22 protein-coding genes are annotated in these 23,642 nt (G+C 27.4%); 9 read left to right on the top strand and 13 right to left on the bottom strand.

Annotated elements, in window-relative coordinates:
* Positions 1–38 precede the first annotated feature (38 nt).
* Genes C4S77_RS06340 through rlmD form a run of 8 tightly spaced genes read right to left on the bottom strand, consistent with a single transcriptional unit; the run spans position 39 to position 7,271 of the window.
* Entirely contained in the window at positions 39–899 is an 861-nt protein-coding gene (locus tag C4S77_RS06340; protein WP_105194590.1) for an ABC transporter permease, read from the bottom strand.
* A gap of 20 nt (positions 900–919) precedes the next feature.
* Positions 920–1,780, bottom strand: coding sequence for a glucose-1-phosphate thymidylyltransferase RfbA (gene rfbA / locus C4S77_RS06335; RefSeq protein WP_105246850.1), 861 nt, complete (start codon positions 1,778–1,780; stop codon positions 920–922).
* Complete coding sequence (locus C4S77_RS06330; RefSeq protein WP_105246849.1) at positions 1,777–2,304, bottom strand: hypothetical protein; 528 nt, start codon at positions 2,302–2,304, stop codon at positions 1,777–1,779. Before C4S77_RS06330 ends, rfbA begins: the two co-directional genes overlap by 4 nt.
* Positions 2,305–2,310: 6 nt before the next feature.
* A complete protein-coding gene (rfbB, locus tag C4S77_RS06325; protein ID WP_105194587.1) occupies positions 2,311–3,363 on the bottom strand; it encodes a dTDP-glucose 4,6-dehydratase in 1,053 nt (350 codons plus the stop codon).
* A gap of 11 nt (positions 3,364–3,374) precedes the next feature.
* Positions 3,375–4,685, bottom strand: coding sequence for a UDP-glucose dehydrogenase family protein (locus tag C4S77_RS06320; RefSeq protein ID WP_105246848.1), 1,311 nt, complete (start codon positions 4,683–4,685; stop codon positions 3,375–3,377).
* Between the two features lie 49 nt (positions 4,686–4,734).
* Positions 4,735–5,412, bottom strand: coding sequence for a DUF6048 family protein (locus tag C4S77_RS06315; RefSeq protein WP_146106061.1), 678 nt, complete (start codon positions 5,410–5,412; stop codon positions 4,735–4,737).
* Positions 5,378–5,857 carry a DUF6452 family protein gene (locus tag C4S77_RS06310; RefSeq protein WP_105246846.1) on the bottom strand — a complete coding sequence of 160 codons (480 nt, stop codon included), beginning with the start codon at positions 5,855–5,857 and terminating at the stop codon, positions 5,378–5,380. Before C4S77_RS06310 ends, C4S77_RS06315 begins: the two co-directional genes overlap by 35 nt.
* A gap of 7 nt (positions 5,858–5,864) precedes the next feature.
* Positions 5,865–7,271, bottom strand: a complete 1,407-nt coding sequence (gene rlmD, locus C4S77_RS06305) for a 23S rRNA (uracil(1939)-C(5))-methyltransferase RlmD (protein WP_105246898.1) — start codon at positions 7,269–7,271, stop codon at positions 5,865–5,867.
* 180 nt (positions 7,272–7,451) lie between these two features.
* Between rlmD and C4S77_RS06300 the strand changes: the two genes are divergently transcribed.
* Positions 7,452–8,636 (top strand): pyridoxal phosphate-dependent aminotransferase, encoded by a 1,185-nt coding sequence (locus tag C4S77_RS06300; RefSeq protein ID WP_105246845.1) that lies wholly within the window; start codon positions 7,452–7,454, stop codon positions 8,634–8,636.
* Positions 8,637–8,734: 98 nt separating this feature from the next.
* Here C4S77_RS06300 and C4S77_RS06295 read toward each other — a convergent pair whose 3' ends face one another.
* Together C4S77_RS06295 and C4S77_RS06290 are read right to left on the bottom strand one after the other, a co-directional pair.
* A complete protein-coding gene (locus tag C4S77_RS06295; protein WP_105194582.1) occupies positions 8,735–9,061 on the bottom strand; it encodes a YegP family protein in 327 nt (108 codons plus the stop codon).
* 183 nt (positions 9,062–9,244) lie between these two features.
* On the bottom strand, positions 9,245–10,036 hold the full coding sequence (locus C4S77_RS06290) for a TrmH family RNA methyltransferase (RefSeq protein ID WP_105246844.1): 792 nt from the start codon (positions 10,034–10,036) through the stop codon (positions 9,245–9,247).
* Positions 10,037–10,110: 74 nt separating this feature from the next.
* Here C4S77_RS06290 and C4S77_RS06285 point away from each other — a divergent pair, with 74 nt between their 5' ends.
* The 8 genes from C4S77_RS06285 to rnr all read left to right on the top strand — a co-directional run bounded on the left by C4S77_RS06285 (position 10,111) and on the right by rnr (position 19,305).
* Positions 10,111–10,560, top strand: coding sequence for a ribonuclease domain-containing protein (locus C4S77_RS06285; protein ID WP_105246843.1), 450 nt, complete (start codon positions 10,111–10,113; stop codon positions 10,558–10,560).
* Positions 10,557–10,832: a barstar family protein gene (locus C4S77_RS06280; RefSeq protein ID WP_105246842.1), complete on the top strand. Its 276-nt coding sequence runs from the start codon at positions 10,557–10,559 to the stop codon at positions 10,830–10,832. The genes C4S77_RS06285 and C4S77_RS06280 overlap by 4 nt, the downstream gene beginning before the upstream one ends.
* Before the next feature lie 52 nt (positions 10,833–10,884).
* A complete protein-coding gene (locus C4S77_RS06275) occupies positions 10,885–11,610 on the top strand; it encodes a polyprenol monophosphomannose synthase (RefSeq protein WP_105246841.1) in 726 nt (241 codons plus the stop codon).
* The gene (locus tag C4S77_RS06270; RefSeq protein ID WP_105246840.1) at positions 11,607–11,978 is read left to right on the top strand and encodes a DUF4296 domain-containing protein; all 372 of its coding nucleotides are present in this window, start codon (positions 11,607–11,609) and stop codon (positions 11,976–11,978) included. Before C4S77_RS06275 ends, C4S77_RS06270 begins: the two co-directional genes overlap by 4 nt.
* 4 nt (positions 11,979–11,982) lie before the next feature.
* Positions 11,983–12,468, top strand: coding sequence for a thioredoxin family protein (locus tag C4S77_RS06265; protein ID WP_105246897.1), 486 nt, complete (start codon positions 11,983–11,985; stop codon positions 12,466–12,468).
* Positions 12,469–12,556: 88 nt separating this feature from the next.
* On the top strand, positions 12,557–14,707 hold the full coding sequence (locus tag C4S77_RS06260) for a S9 family peptidase (RefSeq protein WP_105246839.1): 2,151 nt from the start codon (positions 12,557–12,559) through the stop codon (positions 14,705–14,707).
* A 375-nt stretch (positions 14,708–15,082) separates the two neighbouring features.
* Positions 15,083–16,756, top strand: coding sequence for a DUF6909 family protein (locus C4S77_RS06255; protein ID WP_105246838.1), 1,674 nt, complete (start codon positions 15,083–15,085; stop codon positions 16,754–16,756).
* Positions 16,757–17,154: 398 nt separating this feature from the next.
* The gene (rnr, locus tag C4S77_RS06250; protein ID WP_105246837.1) at positions 17,155–19,305 is read left to right on the top strand and encodes a ribonuclease R; all 2,151 of its coding nucleotides are present in this window, start codon (positions 17,155–17,157) and stop codon (positions 19,303–19,305) included.
* 143 nt (positions 19,306–19,448) lie between these two features.
* Here rnr and C4S77_RS06245 read toward each other — a convergent pair whose 3' ends face one another.
* From C4S77_RS06245 to C4S77_RS06235, 3 genes are all read right to left on the bottom strand, one after another.
* Positions 19,449–21,638: a thiol protease/hemagglutinin PrtT gene (locus C4S77_RS06245; protein WP_181042836.1), complete on the bottom strand. Its 2,190-nt coding sequence runs from the start codon at positions 21,636–21,638 to the stop codon at positions 19,449–19,451.
* A 448-nt stretch (positions 21,639–22,086) separates the two neighbouring features.
* Entirely contained in the window at positions 22,087–22,860 is a 774-nt protein-coding gene (trpA, locus tag C4S77_RS06240) for a tryptophan synthase subunit alpha (RefSeq protein ID WP_105246835.1), read from the bottom strand.
* Positions 22,861–23,000: 140 nt separating this feature from the next.
* Positions 23,001–23,633, bottom strand: a complete 633-nt coding sequence (locus C4S77_RS06235) for a phosphoribosylanthranilate isomerase (RefSeq protein ID WP_105246834.1) — start codon at positions 23,631–23,633, stop codon at positions 23,001–23,003.
* Positions 23,634–23,642 lie beyond the last annotated feature (9 nt).

Raw genomic sequence — 23,642 nt, 5'->3', positions numbered from 1 at the left:
ATTTTTAAATACTTTTTGGTTTCTTATCTAAATATAAGTTATACGGTATCCATAAAACTTCTTTCTACTTTGTTAAAAATTAAAATACCAAAAAATAAACTTAAAAAGGTAAATATTGTACTGTATAACAACCCTCCCCAACTTAAAATTCCTTGTCCTAAAAACCCATATTTAAAAGCCTCTATAATAGGAGATAATGGATTTACCATAGCTATCCAATGAAATTTTTCGGGAATTCTTTTAAAAATCATAGACATTGGATAAATAATGGGAGTTGCATACATTAGCAACGATACCCCAAATGACAACAAATAGGATAAATCCCTATACTTAGTTGTCATAGAGCTTATAATCATTCCTAGCCCCAACCCAATTCCCGCCATAAGAATTAATAAAAAAGGAAGTAAGAGCATATATATATTACAGTGTATTTCTACGCCTTTTAGTAAATAATAAATCAAAAAGATTATAAATAAAAGAAACTGAATTCCAAATTTTAATAAATTACCTATAACTATGGATAAAGGCATTATTAATCTTGGAAAATATACTTTACCAAAAATGCTGGCATTGTCTCTAAAAACATTTGAGGTTCCTATTAAACAATCTTGAAAGTAATTCCAAAGGGTTAAGCCTGATAAATAAAATAATATTCCAGGAATTCCATCAGTTTTTATTCCAGCTATACCTCCAAAAATTACAGTAAAAATTAAAGAGGTTAAAATAGGATTTATAAAAAACCATAAAGGTCCTAAAATGGTTTGTTTATAATTTGCTACAAAATTCCTTCTAACCATAAGGATTATTAAATCCCTATATTGCCAAGTTTCTTTTAATTTAAAATCAAATAAGGAATGCTTGGGGCTTATTTCTTCTGTCCAATTTTGCGCATTATTCATTACTATATAAGGTTAATGTTTTAATAAGTGATTCCTTTTAAATATTCACCATAGCCACTTTTACCATATTTATCTGCAATTTTATACAGTTTTTCTTTAGTAATAAAACCTCTTTTATAGGCTGTTTCTTCTATACATCCTATTTTAATTCCTTGCCGTTTTTCTATCACACGAATGTATTCTGTAGCATCATGTAAAGAATCAAAGGTTCCTGTATCTAACCATGCAGTTCCTCTATCCATAATTCCGACTTCTAATTCCTGTCTTTCTAAATATTTTTTATTTATATCTGTAATTTCATATTCTCCCCTTTCTGAAGGAATTAAATCTTTAGACATATTAACCACCTGATTATCATAAAAATATAATCCTGGAACAGCATAATTAGATTTTGGTTTTTTTGGCTTTTCTTCTATGGAAACTGCTTTCATATCTTCATTAAATTCAACAACACCATATCTTTCCGGGTCATTTACATGGTATGCAAATACTATGGCTCCTTTAGGCTCTGTCTTTTCTCTTAATAAATTTCCTAAGCCAGCTCCATAAAATATATTATCTCCTAGTATTAATGCTACAGAATCATTCCCAATAAATTTTTCACCTATTATAAATGCTTGTGCTAGACCATTAGGTTCTGGTTGCATTTTAAAAGATAAATTACATCCGAAATCAGATCCATCTCCTAATAATTTTTTAAAACTCTCTTGATCATGTGGAGTTGTAATGATAAGTATGTCTTTTATATCTGCTTCCATAAGTACAGATAGCGGATAATAAATCATCGGTTTATCATAAACAGGCATTAATTGTTTACTCACTGCAATAGTTAATGGATATAGCCTTGTTCCTGACCCTCCTGCAAGTATGATTCCTTTCATCGTATTGTAAATGTATTAAAAATAGTATTATATTCAGATAAACCTTCTTTTGTTTCACTATCAACAATCTGAACTGATATAGTTTTGTTATTATTTTGTATTACACAAATTTTACCATAAACTTTATTTTTAGTATCATCTGCCTCATAGGATGTCATTATTGCAGGATATTTACCTAATTGAATTTTTTTATTTTGTTCTAATAATTTAAAATTCACTTTTTGATAATAAAATTGTAATTGTCTAATCTGACTTGCTATAACTGAATCTGAAATTACATTATCATGTAATATACCTATAGCTAAAGTACTTTTGACTTTATAATCTGAATATTTATCTAATTCTAAATACCTACCTGTTTTATTTGTATAATCTTGTTTGACTTTCCACCCTACGGGTAAATCGAATGATAAGCTATCTTTTTGATATTGAGTAATACTCAATTTAGTATTATTTTCTTCTTTTTTTGAGCAGGAAACAGTAAAACATGTAATTAAAAGTAATATTATATAAGATCTTATCATAATGTATTATTTATAATTATATTGTTCTTGATAATATTTTTGATATTCACCGCTGGTTACATGATTTAGCCATTCTTCATTTTCTAAATACCAATCTATAGTTTTTTCTAATCCTTCTTCAAAAGTAACAGATGGTTTCCATCCCAACTCTATATTTATTTTAGATGCATCAATTGCATAACGAAGATCATGTCCAGGACGATCTTTTACAAAAGTAATCAATTTTTCACTTTCTCCTTTTTGTCTGTTTAATTTAGTGTCCATTAGGTTACATAGTAATTTAACTAAATCTATGTTTTTCCATTCATTAAAGCCTCCTATATTATAATTTTCATTTATTACTCCTTCATGAAAAACCAAATCTATAGCTATGGCATGATCAATGACAAATAACCAATCACGTGTATATTTCCCATCACCATAAACAGGCAAAGGATTTTGATGAATAATATTGTGAATCATCAAGGGTATAAGCTTCTCAGGAAAATGATTAGGCCCATAATTATTAGAACAATTTGTAATTAATATAGGCAGTCCATAAGTATCTGAATAGGCTCTAACAAAATGATCTGATGAAGCTTTAGATGCAGAATATGGCGAATGTGGATCATATTTTGTTTTTTCTGTAAAATATCCGGTTTCACCTAAAGCCCCATATACCTCATCAGTTGATACATGATGAAACTTTTTACCTTTAAAATTTCCTTTCCAAATATTATTCGCTGCATTTAAAAGATTAACGGTACCTAGTACATTGGTCTTAACAAATTCCATAGGTGAAGTGATGGATCGATCTACATGAGATTCTGCTGCTAAATGAATAACTCCATCTGGTTGAAATTCATTAAATATTTGATTTATATAATTTTGATCGATAATATCTGCCTTTACAAATTGATAATTAGATTTTCCCTCCACATCTTTAAGATTTTCCAAATTACCTGCATAGGTTAATGCATCTAGATTAAGTATTTTATATTCTGGATATTTATTTACAAACCTTCTTACTACATGAGAACCTATAAAACCTGCCCCTCCTGTTATAATAATTTTTTTCATAATCCTTTTATCTACTTTTTTATCAACTTTCTTCCTATGCTTTTATAATAAAAACCATGAAATGCCAATTCATTTAAATCATATAAATTCCTACCGTCAAAAATGGCTCTATTTTTCATTTTTTCTTTTAAAATATTAAAATGCGGATTCCTAAATTCTCCCCATTCTGTCGCAATGATTAAAGCATCTGCTCCTTCAATACAATCATACATATTATCAGCATAAGTGATTTTATTTTTCCATATTTTTTTCACATTATCTGAGGCTATTGAATCATATGCTGTTACTTTTGCTCCTTTTTCTAACAGTTGTTCTATGATTTCCAAAGATGGAGCTTCTCTAATATCATCAGTATTTTCTTTAAATGCAAGCCCCCATATAGCAATATTTTTTCCTTCTAACCCTCCTAAGTATTTTTCTACTTCAGGTATTAATATAGTTTTTTGTTTTTGATTAATTTTTTCAACAGATTCTAAAATCTGAAAATTATGTCCGACTTCTTTTCCACTTTTAATAAGGGCCTTTACATCTTTAGGAAAACAACTGCCTCCATAACCTAATCCCGGAAATAAAAACCGATTTCCTATTCTTTCATCTGATCCCATACCAAATCTAACCTTGTCTACATCTGCACCTACTTTTTCACAATAATTTGCTACTTCATTCATAAAGGTTATTTTCGTTGCCAAAAAAGAATTTGACGCATATTTAGTTAATTCAGATGATTTTTCATCCATTTTAATCATCTTTATGCCAGCATTAGTTAATGGTAAATATATACGATCCATGATTTCAAATGCTCTTTGAGAGCTACCACCTACTATAACCCTTTCCGGCTTCATGAAATCTTCTACAGCATAACCTTCTCTTAAAAATTCTGGATTTGAGACTACATCAAAAGGAAATTTTGTTTTTGTTTGAATTAAATTTTTTACTTTTTCAGAAGTTCCTACCGGTACGGTACTTTTATTTACTATTAAAGTATATTCCGTCATTAAATCTCCTATTTGTTCAGCGACATTTAAAACATAAGACAAATCTGCTGAACCATCTTCTCCCGGAGGAGTTGGTAATGCAAGAAATATAACATTAGAAACTTTCATCGCTTCTTTTAGTTCTGTAGTAAAAAATAATCTGCCTCCTTTTATATTACGTAGAAAAACTTCTTCCAATTGAGGTTCATAAATAGGAACCTTGCCTTTTTGCATCATTTCTACTTTTTCTCTATTTATATCTACACAATGTACGCTATGTCCTAAATCTGCTAAACAAGTTCCGGAAACTAGTCCTACGTAACCGGTACCTACAATTGTAATATTCATTATTATTAAATAGTGTGTAATCTATATTATTAAGTTAGTATTATTATATTTAAAACAATTTACAACTAATTCCCCAAAAAAGAGAAATATTCATATTTCCTTTATCTTTTCCATATCCGGGAACCACTAAATTATCAATATCATCTTGTTTTTTGGAATAAAGTATAAATTTAGGCTCTGCCATAAAATCTATGTAAAAAGGAGAATTTCCCAATTGTACTTTTGCCCCCGCAATTAATCCCAACCAACCAGAACTTACATTTGATTCTGAAAGAGAACCATTACCTATTGGCTGAATTTGATTATTGGAGTTCATTCCTTTTATTGGATATTTTTTTATATTTTGTTTAAAAGGAGAAAAACCTAAACGAGCACCTACATAAAAACCTTCTCCATTTTTTTCATAATTATTAGTTAATATATAATTAAATCCTAATTCTCCAAAAATTCCTTTTCCTTCAACATCCCAGTCGTTTTTCTTATATATATTTTTTTCATATCCCAATCCTAAAAAAGTCACCCATCTATTTTTAATTTTGTAAGAAATATATCCGTTAAAGTTCTTTTTATCAGAAAAAAAACTTACTACAGGATTTAATAAATCTATTCCAATAAAAAGCTGCTTAGGGTTTTCATTTTTTATTGTGTCTGTTGGTTTTGTTTGTGCAAAAACCAAAACTCCTATAAAAAAACTAATAAGTAATATATAGATTCTTAGACTCTTCACGGATTTGTGTTGTATTTGAAGTAATTTTTTTTATGTTTGTTAATCTTGTTGGATCAAAGTTTACATTTTTATATAAAATTTTAAAACCACAAGCTTTTGAAACATATTCTTGCTCTGTTTGGTAAGTAACAGTTATAATATTTTTTATAGAATCTGGGGTAGATTTTTTATCATACAAATATAATATGGTTTTATCTGAAAGCGCATTCAATGGAATTTTTATACTATCAATTCCTGAAAAAACATGTCTTGACTTGGTATTGTCCAAATTCACTTCATCTATAAATATTGAATCTTTCTTTAATTTTTGATTTAAGGAATCGACAAATGCTATGGTTAGTCGTGGTGTGGATATCTTATCACATACATCATCATCAACACATGAATAAATAAATGAAAATGTTAAAATATATATAATTATCAAATTTATCTTTTTGGAAAACATTTTTTAATTATTTTAATTTTAATAAAGCTACACTTTCTACATGATGTGTTTGCGGAAACATATCTACTGCCTGTATTTTAATTACATCATATTTTTCTTTCATCAACTCTAAATCTCTTGCCTGAGTAGCAGAATTGCAACTTACATAAACTACTTTCTGAGGAGATATCCTAATTATAGTTTCAACTACATTTTTATGCATCCCATCTCTGGGTGGGTCAGTTATTATAACATCCGGATGACCATTTTGCAAAATAAATTCATCGGTGAAAATATCCTTCATATCTCCACAATAAAATTTGCAGTTATGAATATTATTATATTTTGCATTTTCTTTTGCTGAAACAATAGCCTCATAAACAGATTCTACTCCAATAACTTTTTTTGCTTTTCTTGATATAAACTGGGCAATAGTACCGGTTCCTGTATATAAATCATAAACTATTTCTTCTCCTTTTAGATCTGCAAAATCTCGAGCAATTTCATATAGTTTAATTGCCTGCTTATAATTTGTCTGAAAAAAAGATTTTGCACTTATTTTAAATTTTAATCCTTCTATTTCCTCTTCTAAAAAACCATTCCCGGAAAAAACTTCAATATCCAGATCATAAATGCTATCATTACCTTTAGAATTTATTGTGTAAAGTATCGTTTTTATTTGTGGGAATTCTTTTTCTAAAAACTTTAATAACAATTCAATTTTTTCTGAAATATTTTGAAAAAATTGTATTAGAATCATTATTTCATTCTTCGAATTTGAACGTATCATTAAGGTTCTCAAAAAACCTTTTCGCTCTTTAAAATCGAAGAAATCCATATTTTGCTCTATAGCAAATTTTTTTACTGCCTCTCTAATTTGATTCGATGGTTCTGCCTGTAAATAACATTCTTTTAGATCTAAAACTTTGCTCCATTGCTGAGGTATATGAAAGCCTAAAGCATTTTTATCTTCTATTTGTAGATCTGATTGTATTTCTTCTAAAGTTAACCATCTTGAATTTGAAAAAGAAAATTCCATCTTATTCCTATAGTTATATTGGTATTCCGATGGATAGATAGGAAGTAATTCAAAATTATCTATTTTTCCAATTATTTTTATATTATCGAAAACTTCTTTTTCTTTATATTCCAATTGTTTATCATAGGAAAGATTTTGCCATTTACATCCGCCACAAATCCCAAAATGTACACATACAGGCTCTGCTCTATCTTTGGAATATTTCCGAACTTTTATAATTTTAGCTTCAATATATTTTTTTTTAGATTTGAAAGGCTGAACATCAACTACATCACCAGGCACCGCATTAGCAACTATAACGGTTTTTCCTTCTTCTGTCCTTCCTATTGACATACCTTTAGCTCCTGCTGTAGTTAGTTCTAAGTTTTCTATTAAAATATTATTTTTTCTCCCCAAACCAAATTTTAAATTTAAGAATACAAAAATACACAAAAAATATTTCCCATAAAATATCAAATACCCTTTGAAAATGAAACTATTATAATAAACTAAAAATTATGTTAAAAAAAATTATATTTAAAATAAAATACTGTATTTTTGAGTATCAAAAAAATCTAAAATAATTTAATTTCTAACATGAATTTATTATCAGACAGAATTAGCCGTCTCAGTTATTCCCAAACTTTTGTAATGTCTAACAAAGCAAGAGAGTTAAAAGCTCAGGGAATAGATGTAATTAGTTTAACTTTGGGTGAGCCCGATTTTAGTATTCCTGATTTTGTGAGAGAGTCTGCAATAAAGGCAATCCAAGATGGTATTAAATCTTATACGCCTGTGCCTGGTTATCTTGAACTGAGAAAGGCTATTGCTCAAAAGTTTAAACGTGATAATAATTTAGATTATAAGCCTGAAGAGATAATAGTTTCCAATGGGGGAAAACAATCTATAATTAATGTTTTACTCTCTATTATAAATGATAAAGATGAGGTAATTGTTCCTGCCCCTTACTGGGTAAGTTATTTTGAAATGGTAAAATTAGCCGGAGGAGAAAATGTAGTCGTTAAAACAACTATTGATACAGATTTTAAAATTACTCCTGAGCAGTTAGAAAAAGCAATTACGCCTAAAACCAAAGCCTTTTTATTCAGCTCGCCATGTAATCCATCCGGAACTGTATATACCAAAGAAGAATTACATGCTTTAGCTAAAGTACTCGCTAAACATCCAAATATTATTATTATTTCAGATGAAATTTATGAATATATTAATTATGAAGGAAAGCATGAAAGTATTGCGCAGTTTCCTGAAGTCTTTGGACAAACAGCTACTATAAATGGCGTTTCAAAGTCATTTTCAATGACAGGTTGGAGAATTGGGTATATGGGTGCTCCTAAATGGTTAACCGATGCGTGCGATAAAATTCAAGGACAAATGACTTCTGGACCTAATTGTATTGCTCAAAAAGCGGCTATAACAGCTGTAGAAGCAAACCCTTCAGTTATAAATTACATGACAGAAGCTTTTAAACACAGACGAGATTTAGTATTTGAATTACTACAAGAAATTCCAGGTTTTAAAATAAATAATCCGGCAGGTGCTTTTTACTTTTTTCCGGATATATCAGCTTATTTTGGTAAAACTATTCAAGGAGTTAAAATTAATAATTCAGACGATTTTGCCTTATTATTATTAGAAAAAGCTCATGTAGCAACAGTGGGTGGTGTATCTTTTGGTGATAACAACTGTATTCGACTTTCCTATGCAGCATCTGAAGAAAACCTTACTGAAGCTATTAAAAGAATAAAAAATATCTTAGTATAAAAATTATAAAACTGTGAAGAATTTTATTTTTCCCCTTCACAGTTTTATTTTTAATTTAACAAATGTTTAAAAGCATATTTATTAGACTTATCTCTCAATTACTTAGATAAATCAATGGTTTCTGCTAAAGGCGCATTAGTCATTACCGATTTTACACCATTCTTAGCATTTGTTTCATTGTCATAAAGCTCACTTGTTCCTACAACTTGACCATTGCCTGCTTTTAGGTTAAATAGCCATTTTTTGTCTGAAGATTGCTTTAATTCAAAACGATCTTCATTTTTTGAGTTTCTTTTTACAGAACTTACTCCTTTTTGACAATTTGTCTTTTGGGTATAACCTTCACTTTCAAGGATAGTTTGCCCATTCTTTGCTTTTAATCTAAAACGAAAAGCACCTGATTTGTCTTTAAAAATTTCAAACATAAATGTACAGTTAGTGTTACTTATTTAATTATAACTACTTTCTGTTTTTGGAAGTTAGCGTCAATAACTTCTTTTAGTTAGCCTTATAAAAGCATAACTATTAAAACATACTAATAAATTATGAGGCAAAAATAATATATATTTATGACATAATATAAAAAAATACAACAAAAATTATTTTTTTTAACGATTTTTTAAAGTAATTCTTTGCCGTTCTACTTCATAGCATGCTATAGAAACTGCATTGCTAACATTTAAAGAGTCTATTTTCCCCCTCATGGGTATTAAAATATTTTGTTTAATTTTATCTTTCCAAAAATCTGAAATTCCTGAATGTTCGGTACCAAAAAGAATCGCGCAAGATTTTGATAATTCTGCTTCTTGTATATAAATAGCCTTTTCATTCATATAAGTAGCATAAACAGAGATATTATTTTTTGACAGATATTCAAAAACTCTTTCTTTTTTTTCAGAAATAATAGGTATATTAAAAAAACTGCCTACTGAAGATCTTATAACATTTGGATTATAAATATCAGTTTTTTCATCACAAATAAATAAAACATCAACTCCAAAAGCATCTGCTGTTCTACATATAGCTCCTAAATTTCCTGGCTTTTCAACAGATTCTATAATTAATATAAATGAGTTTTTTGGAAGATTTATATTCTCCACTAATTGATTTTTATATTTATAAACACCTACTATTCCTTCTGTATTTTTCCTATAAGCAATTTTATTGTATACTAATTGTGATACTTCATAAACTTTTATATTATTTGGCAATTTTAAAGAATTTAGAAATATTTGAGGTTGAATAAAAAATTCTAAAGGTTGAAATTTTTCTTGTAGAGCAAAAAAGTTTTCTTGTATACCTTCTACTATAAATTTTCTTTGAGTCTTACGATTTCTACTTTTATCTAGTAGTTTTACTAAATCCTTAATCTTGGAGTTTTTATCACTTTCAATATCCATTCTTTATAAATATATTTATTCAAAAATAATAAACTTATATTTTTTTTGATAATTTTACTTTTATATATTTAAATATGAAATACAAAAAAAATACTTTTTTTTATTTTTTATTTATTGGATTACTAGGAATATTGATTGTTTTTTATAATACAAAAACTATAACTCATAAAGTTATAAATAAAAATCAATTTAATGTAAAAGCACTAAGTGCTGAAAAATATATAATCCCATATCTCAAAAAAAACAATCATTTACCTAATTATTACATTACTAAAAATGAGGCTAGAAAATTAGGTTGGAAACCTGAAAAAGGTAATTTATGTGAGGTTATTCCTAATAAAATAATAGGTGGAGATTATTTCAATAACAGACAACAGAAACTCCCGAATAAAAAAGGAAGAAAATGGTTTGAAGCCGATTTAAACTACACTTGTGGAAACAGGGGAACTGATAGAGTAATCTTTTCTAATGATGGACTAATTTTTGTTACTTATGATCATTATAAAAGCTTTATTCTAAAATGAAAACAATAATTTTTGACTTTAGCAATATTCAAACATTCTCCGGATTTTATAAAACTTTTCAAAAAAAATTTATTTTACCTCCAGATATTCCTGATAATTTAGATGGTCTTTGGGATGTTTTAACCGGAATGATAGAGTTACCGGTAAAAATTGAATTTCATCATTTATCTCCGAAAAAATTAGATAAATTTCAAAATTTAATTTCTCTTTTTGAAGAATCCGAAAATGAAACTAATCACATGTTATTATTTTCTTATTTTTTATATAAATAACTCTTAAATACTAAATTTAATTAATTTTGTTTACACTTTAGAAATTTCAAAAATGCCCGATAAAAAACTAGTTATAATACCAACTTATAACGAAAAGGAAAATATTAAAGATATAATTTATGCAGTATTAAACTTAAATGAGGGTTTTAATATATTGGTAGTAGATGACTCTTCTCCTGATGATACCGGAAAGATTGTTAAAGATATGAAAGTTCAATATCCTGAACAAATATTCTTAGAAGAAAGAACTAATAAAGAGGGTTTGGGGCGTGCATATATTCATGGTTTTACATGGGCTATAAATCACAAATATGACTATATTTTTGAAATGGATGCCGATTTTTCACATAATCCTAATGACTTAATTAGATTATATGAAGCCTGCAAAAATGGAGCTGATATGGCTATCGGATCTCGATATTCACAAGGAGTAAATGTAGTAAATTGGCCTATGAATAGAGTATTACTTTCTTTTTTTGCTTCTAAGTATGTTCAATTTATTACAGGTTTACCTATTCATGATTCTACTGCCGGATTTGTTTGCTTTACAAGAAAAGTTTTAGAAAATATTCCTCTTAATCAGGTGAAATTAGTTGGATATGGATTTCAAATTGAAATGAAATTCAGAGCTTTTTGTAAAAAATTTAAAATTGTAGAAATTCCTATTATATTCACAGACAGAACTAAAGGACATTCTAAAATGAACGGAGCTATTATTAGTGAAGCTGTTTTTGGAGTAATAAAAATGAAAATTATGTCTTTAATCGGGAAATTATGAAATCTGTATTTTTTTTATTCTCTTTCTTTTTTGTTGTTTTCTCTTGTCAACATGCTTTAGATAAACCTAAAAATTTACTTTCTAAATCTGAGATGACTGATATTTTAACTGATATTTATTTATATAAACAAACTCCTGATAATATTCCAATGAGTAAAGAAATTGCTTTTGATACTTATATTACTATTTTTAAAAAACATAATACAACAAAAGAAATATTCCAGGATAGTTATACGTATTATTATACCGATGGTAATAGTATGCAACATATATTTGATAATGTTATTAAAAATCTTGAAAAGAAATTAACAAAGGAACAATTACTACAATTAAAAGACGAAGAAAAAGATAATGCTCAAAAAAAATAATTTTATGAAACCTTTATTTATCAGTTTTATATTATGTGTCCATTTATTTTCATGTTCACAAAATAAAAAAATTTATAATCCACAAGATAATGCAAAAGAAAAAATAGATTCTATTGTTATTGCTGCACAAAAAGAACATAAATATGTTTTATTGCAAATTGGCGGAAATTGGTGTATTTGGTGTCAAAGATTTAATAAATTAACTGAAGAAAACAAAAATTTAAAAAATATTATTAATGAAAATTACCTTGTATATCATGTAAACTATTCTAAAGAAAACAAAAATGAAGAAATTTTAACCGCCTTAGATAATCCCGAACAGTATGGGTTTCCGGTTTTTGTAATATTAAACGAAAAAGGAGAACGAATCCACACACAACAATCTGATTTATTAGAGCATGAAGGAACTTCTGGATATGATATTAATAAAGTAACAAAATTTTTAGAAGAATGGTCTCCTAAAATAATAGAAAATAAAACCTTACATTAAATCGTTAATAAAGTAATTATATACACCTATTTTACATATTTTTTTAATTAATTGAATTTACTAACTATAAGCCTAAAAAAATCTTAAAATGTTCCAGAATTTAAATAACTCTGTTAAGTTTATATTTACAGCTCTTTGTTTTCAATTTGTTCTGCCTAATTATTTTTCCCAACAAATTTCATTAGAAGAAATATGGAGTGGAAAATTCTATCCTAAGACCATTGATAATTATATTTCCATGAAAGATGGAAAACATTATACGATTCTATCAGATGATGGAATAAACAAATATTCTTATAAAACTTTTCAAAAAACCGAAACCGTACTGCAAGGAAAATTTTCAGATTATCTATATAGCCCGGATGAACAATTTTTATTATTAGAAAAAAAAGCTATTCCCATATATAGACGTTCAAAATTAGGTATCTATGAACTCTATAATGTAAAAACTCAAACCTATAGCAAAATTTTCGATCGCAACCCTATACAAGAACCTACATTTTCACCAGATGGAAGTAAAATTGCTTTTGTTTTCGAAAATAATATTTACTACCAAGAGATAGCTTCAGGTAAAGTTACCCAGGTAACTACAGATGGAATAAAAAATAAAATTATAAATGGAATTTCCGATTGGGTATATGAAGAAGAATTAGGATTTGTAAGAAATTTTCAATGGTCTCCTGATGGAAAATATATTGCATTTGTCCGTTTTGATGAATCTAAAGTAAAAGAAGTTGATATTCCTATTTATGACAAAAACCTATATCCGGAACACTTTATCTTTAAATATCCTAAAGCGGGAGAAGAAAATTCAAAAGTTAGTTTACATATATATAATTTAGAGAAAAATTTTACTTTACCAATAACTTTAAATACTATTGAAAACTACTATATTATAAAAATTAGGTTTTCGCCAATTGGAAATCTAATGTTAATTACCTCTAACCGTTTACAAAATAAGATGGATATATCTTCTATAAATCCTGAAAACGGTGAATTAAAAAAATTATTCTCCGAATCTTCTAAAACATGGATTGACACGGATAATATATTTTTAGGTTTTCTAGATAGTGGTGATTTTATTATTAATTCCGGAAGAAATGGCTTTAATCATTTATATTTATATGATTCAAACGGAAAACTTATTAAACCTATTACAAAAGGAAATTGGGAAATTACTGAAGTGCTGGGCATTGATAAAAAAAATCAGTCTATCTTTTTCCAATCTACAGAACGTGGACCCAATAATAGAGCTATAGGAGTTGCTGAAATTAAAACTGCTAAACAAAAAATTCTTACTCAAGAAAAGGGTACTCATGAAGCTAAATTCAGTTCAGATTTTTCTTTTTTTGTAGATAAATTCAGTACAGCAAACACTCCACCGGTATATACATTAAGAGATAATTCAGGAAATATTCTAAAAACTCTTGAAGATAATTCAAATTTACTCTCTTTTGCCAGTAAAAAAGAAATTCGACTTTTAGAATTTATAAATATTCCCAACGAAAAAGGAGAAAATCTATATGCTTATATCATTAAACCTAAAAATTTTGATCCTAATAAGAAATACCCTGTTTTAATGTACGTATATGGCGGACCTGGAATACAAACTGTAAACAATTCCTGGGATCCATTTAACTATTGGTGGCATCAAATGTTGGCGCAACAAGGTTACATTATAGTTTCAGCAGATGGAAGAGGTACCGGAGGAAGAGGTGAAAATTTTAAGAAAATTACCTATAAAAACTTAGGTAATTATGAACTTGAGGATCAGATTGCTGTGGCTAAATGGCTAAAATCTCAACCCTATATAGACGAAAACAGAATAGGAATATGGGGTTGGAGCTTTGGGGGATATTTAACCTCACTATGTATGACAAAAGGGGGGGATATTTTTAAAACAGGAATAGCTGTTGCTCCTGTAACAAACTGGCGATTTTATGATACTATTTATACTGAACGTTTTTTACGAACACCTCAAGAAAACTCATCCGGATATGATAACAATTCTCCTATTAACTTTTCTCAAAATTTACAAGGTAACTATCTAATCATACATGGCACAGCTGATGATAATGTACATTTTCAAAATTCAGTTGAAATGATTAATTCACTTATACAATATGGAAAACAGTTTGATATGGCTATTTATCCGGACAGAAACCATGGAATTTATGGAGGAAAAACTCGTTTTCAGTTATACCAAAAAATGACCGACTACATAAAAACTCATTTATAATCATAAAAATCACTATAAAATATTGTTTTTATAGTGATTTTTCTTTTTTAAGTATTATAAAACTAAAGAAAACTTCTTAAATATTTTTTCTACATATAATATAGACTTTAGTAATAGCAGAGATTAAAATTAATTATAAATATTACATACAAGCCTTTTTTATATTTTTTTTAGATTATATTCAAATTTAAAAAAATAAAATTTGTAATTAAAATTTCAATTAATTGTTATTAAACAAATTCTATCACAATCTGTCAAATATATAATTGAAAATAGTTAAAATTATTCAATTAATATTGTTATAAATTTATACCAATACACCAACTACACATATAAACAAAAGTAAAATCTTATCTTTGTTAAAATTTTTTTAAGATGATATTATATAAAGCAAGAGAATCCACCGATACTATTGAACGTCTATATATAACCATGCGCCATCTTTTTAACAGAGGCGGATTTAAACCTACCGGAACATCCGGTATAGAATTAAGAAACTATTTATTAAAACTAAACCCTGAAATTTATGGCTCTATGGCAGATTCTGACAAAGTAGAGCTTAATGGACTTATTTATGTTTTAGATCGTCTGCCTCAGGGAATTGAAGAATGTTCTTTTATTTTCTTAACTTCAAATGAAGGATTACATAAATCCTCTTTTCCTCCCATATTTCCTAAAAAAAGAAGAAGAACCTGTTACAGAATAGATGATAATCAAATGAATATTGAAGTTTTGTTGGGTAGGTCCGAAATTTATGATATACTTACCCACCTAACCTTTTTGTATAATGAAGCTGATAAGATTTACAAAAGGACTCATGATTTTAATGGAAAAGCAAGAAGAATTTGGTTATCCATAGAAAAAGCTACCCTTAATACCGAACCTTTAAAAAGGAAGGAACGTGAAATAATTTTGGCTCATATATCAACTATTTTAGGAAGAAGTTTTGATGAAGTAGTAACAGCTTACAAAAGCTTACAGGAAACAAATGATCCTGATCGGTTTATAAAAATTATTTATAACTTAGGACGTGTCAGCAAAGAAGATTTTTTGGGCACTCGAAGAAGAGAGATTTTTTTTAGTTCCATTTTAAAAGAAAGAGTTGGGCATCACCTCTTTGGTGAAAAATGGGCTGAAAATGTTAAAAAAAATCTTTCAAAACTTAAACTTTTAGATAAAAAACTGCATATTATTAGTTCTAACATGCATAGTGTGAATAATATGTTATATGCATTTAATGCACTTAATAAAAAATATAGCAATAAAGATGAAGAATTAAAACTTTATGAAGAACTTAGTAAAAATCTTGATTTAGTAGAAACTGTTAAAGATTATGCATTAAAAAACGGAATGTTTTTTATAAAAGATAATAGCGGATCCAATATTGATGTACAAATCTTTGATCTTTCAAAAGTAAACCTTAAAAATACGGCATTTAAAGACATAAAAAATATAAACAAAGATGATGTTTTAATTGTATTTGATTATGCTTTTGGAGAACAAGCTTTTGAAATTATGGATGAGCTGTTAAGACCTTACAAAACTTTAAAACAGAAAATAAACTTAAATGTAGATTCCATTTCCATTTTAGGAAAAGCTGGAATTTTAGTTGGAAATAAAGGAGATATCATGATTCCGGATTCACATATATTTGAGGGAACTGCTGATAATTATCCTTTTCACAATGAGCTTACCTTAGAAGATTTTAGCGGATATAATGTTAAAGCGTTTAAAGGTGCTATGATTACCGTATTAGGAACTTCATTACAAAATAAAAATGTTTTAACTTATTTTATGGAAACTTCATGGAAAGCTATAGGGCTGGAAATGGAAGGAGCTCATTACCAAAAAGCTATACAAGTTGCTTCCAAAATACGGCATCACATATCAGAAAATGTTAAATTAAGGTACGCATACTATGCATCCGATAATCCACTAGAAACAGGAAGCACACTAGCCTCTGGCGGATTAGGATTAACAGGAGTAAAACCAACGTATTTAATAACACAAAAAATTTTAGAACAAATTCTGAGTATTTCTCAAGTTTAAATCTTATATAAAAACAAAAAATTTAAAAAGAAAGGTAGTAATCCTATCTTTTCTTTTTTTATTTTTCAATTTATTTTGATCATCTTAAAATTTAAGTTCTATTTAATAATCCTATAACCATTCATAAAATCTTAAATTTTATTTTTAAATTTAGAAATGTCTAAATTAATTTAAAAAAATTTATTCTGAAAACTTATAATTGTAATATATATTCGAGTTTATAATATCCAAATATGTTTATATTAATCTTTTTATTGTAAATAAACTTTATGATCTAAAAATTATTTAAAATAAATGGAACTCTTTTTGATATATATAATTACTTATTTTTTTATAAAAATTATAATTTTTAATAATTTTTTTTTATTTAAAAATAAGTATATGTAATAATAAAAATTATGACAAAAAAAAAGAATAAAATACCCTCCAAACATATTATAAAATTAAGGGAATTAAAACGAAATATTCTATCAATATTTATTAAACATCCCAGTAAACATTATAATTACAAACAAATTTCCAGTATATTAGATAAAAAAAATCCAAGACAACGTGAACTGGTAATTCAAGCAATTCAAAAGTTAGTTGTAGAAAAACAACTTTTAGAAATTAAACAAGGAAAATATCAAATCAACCTACAAAAAGAATATGTAATTGGAAAAATAGACTTTAATCAAAATGGAAATGCTTATTTAATGGTAGACGGGCTCGAAAAAGATATTTTCATCCCAAAAGGAAAAACCGGACATGCCCTTCAAAATGATGTAGTTAAAGTAATTGTTCATCAATTTAAAAACAGAAAACCAGAAGCTGAAGTTTTAGAAGTTATAGAACGTTTTAAAACACAATTTGTAGGAAAATTTGAGTATACAAATACTAAAAATTTTGGATTTGTTATAGTAAACAAAAACTCATTACATACGGATATTTTTGTACCTAAAGAAAAATTCAAAGGCGCTAAAAATGGACAAATTGTATCAGTTGAATTAGTTAACTGGCATGATAAAGAAGACAGTCCAAACGGGAAAATTATTAAAGTATTAGGCGATCCTGGAGAAAACGATACGGAAATTCATGCTATTTTAGCAGATTATGGCTTGCCAAGTGAATTTCCAAAAGAAGTTGAATATGAAGCAGAACAGTTAGATACTTCTATTAAATTAGAAGAAATCTTAAAAAGAAGGGATATGCGAGGTGTTACAACTTTCACTATAGACCCGGCTGATGCTAAAGATTTTGACGATGCTCTTTCCATTCAAAAACTTCAGAATGGAAATTGGGAAATAGGTATCCATATTGCTGATGTATCTCATTATGTAAAACCTGGAACATTATTAGATAATGAAGCATACTCAAGAGCAACTTCAATATATTTAGTAGATAGAGTGGTTCCCATGTTACCGGAAATTTTAAGTAATAACGTCTGTTCCTTACGTCCTAATGAAGATAAATACACTTTTTCTGCAGTTTTTGAACTTAATAATAAAGCTGAAGTAAAAAAACAATGGTTTGGAAGAACAGTAATACATTCTGACAAAAGATTTACTTATGAAGAAGCTCAGGAAATTATTGAAGGGAAAAAAGGAGATTTTGAAGAAGAAGTAAAAAAGTTAAATGAATTAGCTCAAATAATGCGTGAAAAAAGATTAAAAAACGGAGCTATTTCTTTTGACAAAATTGAAGTTAAATTTAAATTGGATAAACACAAAAATCCGATCGGAGTTTACTTTAAAATAGGCAAAGACAGTAATCATTTAATTGAAGAATTCATGCTTCTGGCCAATCAAAAGGTTTCTAAATATGTAAGTACAAATAAAAAAGGAAATCCTACAGGAAGAACTTTTATTTATAGAATTCATGATGATCCGGATCCGACCAAATTATTATCATTAAAACAATTTGTAAATACACTAGGGTACGATATAAATATTACTAATAAAAAAGACACCTATCTGTCTATTAATAAACTTTTGAAAGATGTTAAAGGAAAAGGAGAGGAAAATATGATTGAAACTCTTGCTGTACGTACTATGTCTAAAGCTAAATATTCGACAGAAAATATAGGCCATTACGGATTAGCTTTCGATTATTATAGCCATTTCACTTCTCCTATCCGTAGATATCCGGATATTATTGCTCACCGCTTATTACAAGAATTTATAGAAAATAAACCTTCTGCAAATAAAGAAACTATTGAAGAAATGGCAAAGCATTCCAGTGAAATGGAAAAACTGGCAGCTGATGCAGAAAGAGACAGTATTAAATATATGCAAGTAAAATTCATGGAGCAGCATGTAGGAGAAACTTTTGATGGAGTTATTTCAGGTGTTACTGATTTTGGTATTTATGTTGAAATTCGGGAATTTGGAGCCGAAGGTTTAATAAGACTTAGAGACATCCGGGATGATGATTACCGATATGATGAAAAAACTTATTCTGTTATCGGACAAAGAACAGGAAATCAGCTACAACTGGGTGATAATATTAACGTTAAGGTAACAAAGGCTAATTTAGAAAAAAAACAACTGGATTTTGAACTTATAGGTTAAATTAATATATAATAACATCATCATTAATTATTTATTTCTTACCTATTTTTAATTTATTTATCTTTTAAAATTAAATTTTTTTTTAACATAAAAAAACCTTTGGAATAATTCCAAAGGTTCTTAATCATTATACAAATTAATATTTATTTTTTAATTACATTATATATAGTTTTTCCTTGACTGGTATATATATGTGCAATATAAATTCCACTATTAAGATTTCCTAAATCAATCATTTTATTTTTCAATTCGCTTTCACTTGCTTGTAAAACCAAATTACCATACATATTATATAAAACTATTTTTGTAATATTTACGGTTGATTGTATATACATTTTATCTAGCACAGGATTAGGATATATATTAATTTTATCAGATATTGAATTCATATAAGTCTTATTATTAGAAATTTCAAACGGAATCTGGTCTATAACAGAAGAAGATTCCGCATTAATTAAAGACCAGTTTTGCTCTCCTTGAGCTTTAGAAACCATTCTCAATTTATAATAGCCTGGCATTGCATTTGATGGAATAAAACAATTAAAATTATATAATCTATAATAATATCCAGGATTTAATTCTGAAAGACCTGACTGTGCTAAAATATATTTTATAGTATTTGTATTATCTGTTAGAGCTATACCATAATATCCTCTAAATGGTATTCTTGAATAATTTTTAAAACTTAGCTTAACTAAAAAAGACTCATTAGGTTTAGCTGAACTTTTAGAGGCAGAAAGTGGTGTATTATTTAAAATTTGAAGTTTAGCTTTTTCCTCTCCAACTAAAATTTCAAATGGTATATATTTAATAACTGTTGACAATGGACTGGTTACTATAACCCAATCATTCTGTCCTAAAACTTTAGAGACCATTCTTAATCTATATTTTCCAGGTTTAGCCCCTAAAGGAATAACGCATTCATAAAAATTGTATTCTTTATAATAATATCCTGAATTTAATTCTGAAAGATTTGATTGAGCTAGAATATATTGAATATTATCTTTCTCATCTGTCAATGCTACTCCATAATAGCCTTGAAAAGGAAATAAAGAAACATTTTTAAAACTAAATTTAGTTGAAAACTTAGCTCCGCCTTTACCAGATGTAACTTCTGAAGAAATAGATGTATAATCCTTGTTCAATTCTAATTTAGGAATACTAATATTTCCAGTACTAGGTTTGATATTAAACATAGCAGACTGATTTTTGGTATAATCTAAAGTTGCTGTTGTTTTAAAATAACCATCTTGATATCCTCCCCATCCCCAATTAAAATGAAAAAAACCTTGGTCATCATAGCCATCACAAATAAAAGCATGCCCACCGGTTCCTCGTCCATCATAATATATTGGACGTTTATTTTTTAATTCTTTTCTTAACATTTCGTCCCAAGCATTATTTAAATCATTTGAATAACCATAATCGTCTCGCGATCTTAATTCTAAACTTTTATCATAACCAAAATAAGTAACTAATGCCTTTGCTGCATCCATTGAATATGCACCACTACCTGATTTTGAATAACTCATTTTAACACTGGCACCAATATGATACATCAATAAAGCTACTGCTTTTTTCTGTACATCATTTCCTGAGGGTGTATAATCATAAGTATTTAGCATATTAGACCAATCATAAGTATATTTTGATAAATCTATAGCAGGAATATAATATATGGTATTATCATTGGAAATAGAATAAGATTGTATAATACCAACTCCTGATTTCGGATATTTATAATAGTTCATAATTTGTGCTGTAGCCGTAGCCACACAACCTGTATACAATCCGGAATAAGGCAATAAACTGTTGTAAGGATATGATTGATTCCATTTTGTTTTGATTAATGGCTCAACCACTATTGTTTTAGATGCTTTAGTATAAATCTTCTTTCCTTGACGGAAATTATCCCATTCTTTTTGAATCTCTTTTGTAGGGGTTGTTCCGTTTATTATTGCTTTTTCCATACCTAAAGAAACCATTTCCATCCAAGATTTAAAATTATCAGGAACATTTTTAGGATTATAACTACCTGTTGTAGAATACCCTAAAATTGGTGTATTCACATCATCTGCAGAAACAATGATGAAACCCTGATCATTATTAATATTAAAAATATAATAATATACATATGGTTTTTTAATTGTTTTTGCATTACTACTAGAGGTTGAGGTATATACCAAATTTAAAATGATTGCATTCTTTTTATTTAAAGAAGAACTCTCATTTATAAAAGACTCTGCAACTGAAGTTGCTGTTGCTACATCTATTTGTTTAGCTGAAACGCTTAAACAAAATACGAAAATAAAAAAGCGTAAAAAATACTTCATAAAATACATTTTTTTTAGTTATTAAAATATTTGATTTGTAATCTTCTAACAAATATAAGATAAAATAACTATAAAAGTATAAATATATTTTATTTGAATAATATTAAATTATTATTAATGCGTTTTTTATGCTAATTTTAAAACAATTATGTTTAATATTTAAGTTATTTAAATATTAAAGTAATGACTTTTGAATTATAGATCTGAATTATAAAAATTTCTTATACTTGAATATATAAAGAACACATAAGAAGCCTGATTACATCTTAACGTATTTAAATAATCTAACTTAATATCTAAAAATTCTTTTTTAAAAGTTTTCTTAATGATAAAGATTTAACAAAAGTTGAAATATTTATCATAATAAATATTATAGTTAAAACAAACTAATTTATAAATTAAAAGAAATAATATGAATTTATAGAAGTTTATTATTTTTCTAAATATATTAATTATTCAAATTATCTTTTAACTGAATAATTGCCTCTTTGATAGTAGATGATACTTTTAATAAAGTAATAAATCTACTTCCTATAATTGCCCCATTAGCGTTATTTTGTGCTGCATCCCATGTTTTTTTATTAGAAATTCCAAAACCTATCAGTCTTGGGTTTTTCAATTCCATTGAATTAATTCTTTTAAAATATTCTTGTTTTTTTTCATCAAAGCTCTTTTGTGCCCCTGTTGTAGAAGCAGAAGATACCATATAAATAAACCCGTCAGTATTTTCATCAATTAGCCTAATTCTCTCTTCAGATGTTTCAGGGGTAATCAACATGATGATTTTAATATCATATTTTTCTGCAATAGGTTTATATTCTTTAATATAATCATTAAATGGCAAATCTGGAATAATAGCTCCATCAGCTCCTACTTCATTACATTTTTTACAAAATTGTTCAAACCCAAATTGCATAATAGAATTTAAATAGCCCATCATAATTAAAGGAAGATTTACTTCTTTTCTGATTTCTTTAATTTGTTCAAACAAAACTTTTAAAGACATACCGTTTTTTAAAGCTTGAGTTCCACTTTCTTGAATAGTGGCCCCATCTGCTATAGGATCTGAAAAAGGGATTCCTACTTCTATTAAATCTATTCCATTATTTTCTAATTCTTTAATTATTTCCCCAGTATCTTCTAATTTAGGATAACCGGCAGTAAAATAAACGGAAAATATGTTTTTTGGTTTTCTTTCGAAAAGTTGTTTAATTCTATTCATGGTCTTATTTTTTCTTTGAATTTATTATTAAATACTAAATAATTTTTTTCTAAAACTTAGAGATTTTATATATTTTTTGTGCAGAGATTTTATTGGAATCTGGCTAGATTTATTTATAAATGATAAAAAAATGTTTCATACTATTGAGTATTTTTAATTTTTTTAATAAATTTTTTTACTAAATAAAGGTCTTTTAAACCTGGTTCTGATTCAAATTTACTATTTAAATCAAGTCCGTATAAATTAGGATGCTGTATATTTTTTATTTCTTCTATATCTTCCATTGAAATACCTCCACTTAAAAAAAAAGGTTTATTCCCTTTATATGAATTTAATATTTCCCAGTTAAACTTCTGTCCGGAACCTCCATATTGAGAGGTTTTCGTATCAAACAAAAAGTAGTCACAAAGTTCTTCATATTCATTTGTTTTTTCTATATCCTTGATATCCGAAATACTCAATGCTTTTATTATTGTAATTTCGGGAAAAGTTTCTATTAAATCTTCACAGTATTGCGGGGTTTCATTGCCATGCAATTGAACTGCATCAAGTCCATACTTTTCAATTGTTTTAAATAATGAGGCAACTTTTTCATTTACAAAAACTCCTACACGCTTAGTACTATCTGACAAAATATTTAATATTTCAGGTTTCAAACCTGCTATATACCTTGGTGATTTTGGATAGAAAATAAATCCCATATAATTAATAGATAAAGAAGAAAGCTCTTCAATATTATTTGGATTTTTCATTCCACATACTTTGATCTTCATAAATGAAAA

Origin of the sequence: Apibacter adventoris (assembly GCF_002964975.1) — a bacterium.
In the GTDB taxonomy this organism is placed as follows: Bacteria; Bacteroidota; Bacteroidia; order Flavobacteriales; family Weeksellaceae; genus Apibacter; species Apibacter adventoris.
Note: the sequence above shows the minus strand (reverse complement) of the source record. Positions and strands in the feature narration are given on the sequence as shown.

Coding starts and splice junctions, on each gene's coding strand:
- trpA (WP_105246835.1), bottom strand. CDS start 22,860: ATGAATAGAATTAAACAACTTTTCGAAAGAAAACCAAAAAACATATTT.
- C4S77_RS06235 (WP_105246834.1), bottom strand. CDS start 23,633: ATGAAGATCAAAGTATGTGGAATGAAAAATCCAAATAATATTGAAGAG.
- C4S77_RS06295 (WP_105194582.1), bottom strand. CDS start 9,061: ATGTTTGAAATTTTTAAAGACAAATCAGGTGCTTTTCGTTTTAGATTA.
- C4S77_RS06245 (WP_181042836.1), bottom strand. CDS start 21,638: ATGAAGTATTTTTTACGCTTTTTTATTTTCGTATTTTGTTTAAGCGTT.
- C4S77_RS06275 (WP_105246841.1), top strand. CDS start 10,885: ATGCCCGATAAAAAACTAGTTATAATACCAACTTATAACGAAAAGGAA.
- C4S77_RS06300 (WP_105246845.1), top strand. CDS start 7,452: ATGAATTTATTATCAGACAGAATTAGCCGTCTCAGTTATTCCCAAACT.
- C4S77_RS06255 (WP_105246838.1), top strand. CDS start 15,083: ATGATATTATATAAAGCAAGAGAATCCACCGATACTATTGAACGTCTA.
- rnr (WP_105246837.1), top strand. CDS start 17,155: ATGACAAAAAAAAAGAATAAAATACCCTCCAAACATATTATAAAATTA.
- C4S77_RS06290 (WP_105246844.1), bottom strand. CDS start 10,036: ATGGATATTGAAAGTGATAAAAACTCCAAGATTAAGGATTTAGTAAAA.
- C4S77_RS06340 (WP_105194590.1), bottom strand. CDS start 899: ATGAATAATGCGCAAAATTGGACAGAAGAAATAAGCCCCAAGCATTCC.
- rfbB (WP_105194587.1), bottom strand. CDS start 3,363: ATGAAAAAAATTATTATAACAGGAGGGGCAGGTTTTATAGGTTCTCAT.
- C4S77_RS06270 (WP_105246840.1), top strand. CDS start 11,607: ATGAAATCTGTATTTTTTTTATTCTCTTTCTTTTTTGTTGTTTTCTCT.
- C4S77_RS06310 (WP_105246846.1), bottom strand. CDS start 5,857: ATGTTTTCCAAAAAGATAAATTTGATAATTATATATATTTTAACATTT.
- rfbA (WP_105246850.1), bottom strand. CDS start 1,780: ATGAAAGGAATCATACTTGCAGGAGGGTCAGGAACAAGGCTATATCCA.
- C4S77_RS06260 (WP_105246839.1), top strand. CDS start 12,557: ATGTTCCAGAATTTAAATAACTCTGTTAAGTTTATATTTACAGCTCTT.
- C4S77_RS06320 (WP_105246848.1), bottom strand. CDS start 4,685: ATGAATATTACAATTGTAGGTACCGGTTACGTAGGACTAGTTTCCGGA.
- C4S77_RS06330 (WP_105246849.1), bottom strand. CDS start 2,304: ATGATAAGATCTTATATAATATTACTTTTAATTACATGTTTTACTGTT.
- C4S77_RS06265 (WP_105246897.1), top strand. CDS start 11,983: ATGAAACCTTTATTTATCAGTTTTATATTATGTGTCCATTTATTTTCA.
- C4S77_RS06285 (WP_105246843.1), top strand. CDS start 10,111: ATGAAATACAAAAAAAATACTTTTTTTTATTTTTTATTTATTGGATTA.
- C4S77_RS06280 (WP_105246842.1), top strand. CDS start 10,557: ATGAAAACAATAATTTTTGACTTTAGCAATATTCAAACATTCTCCGGA.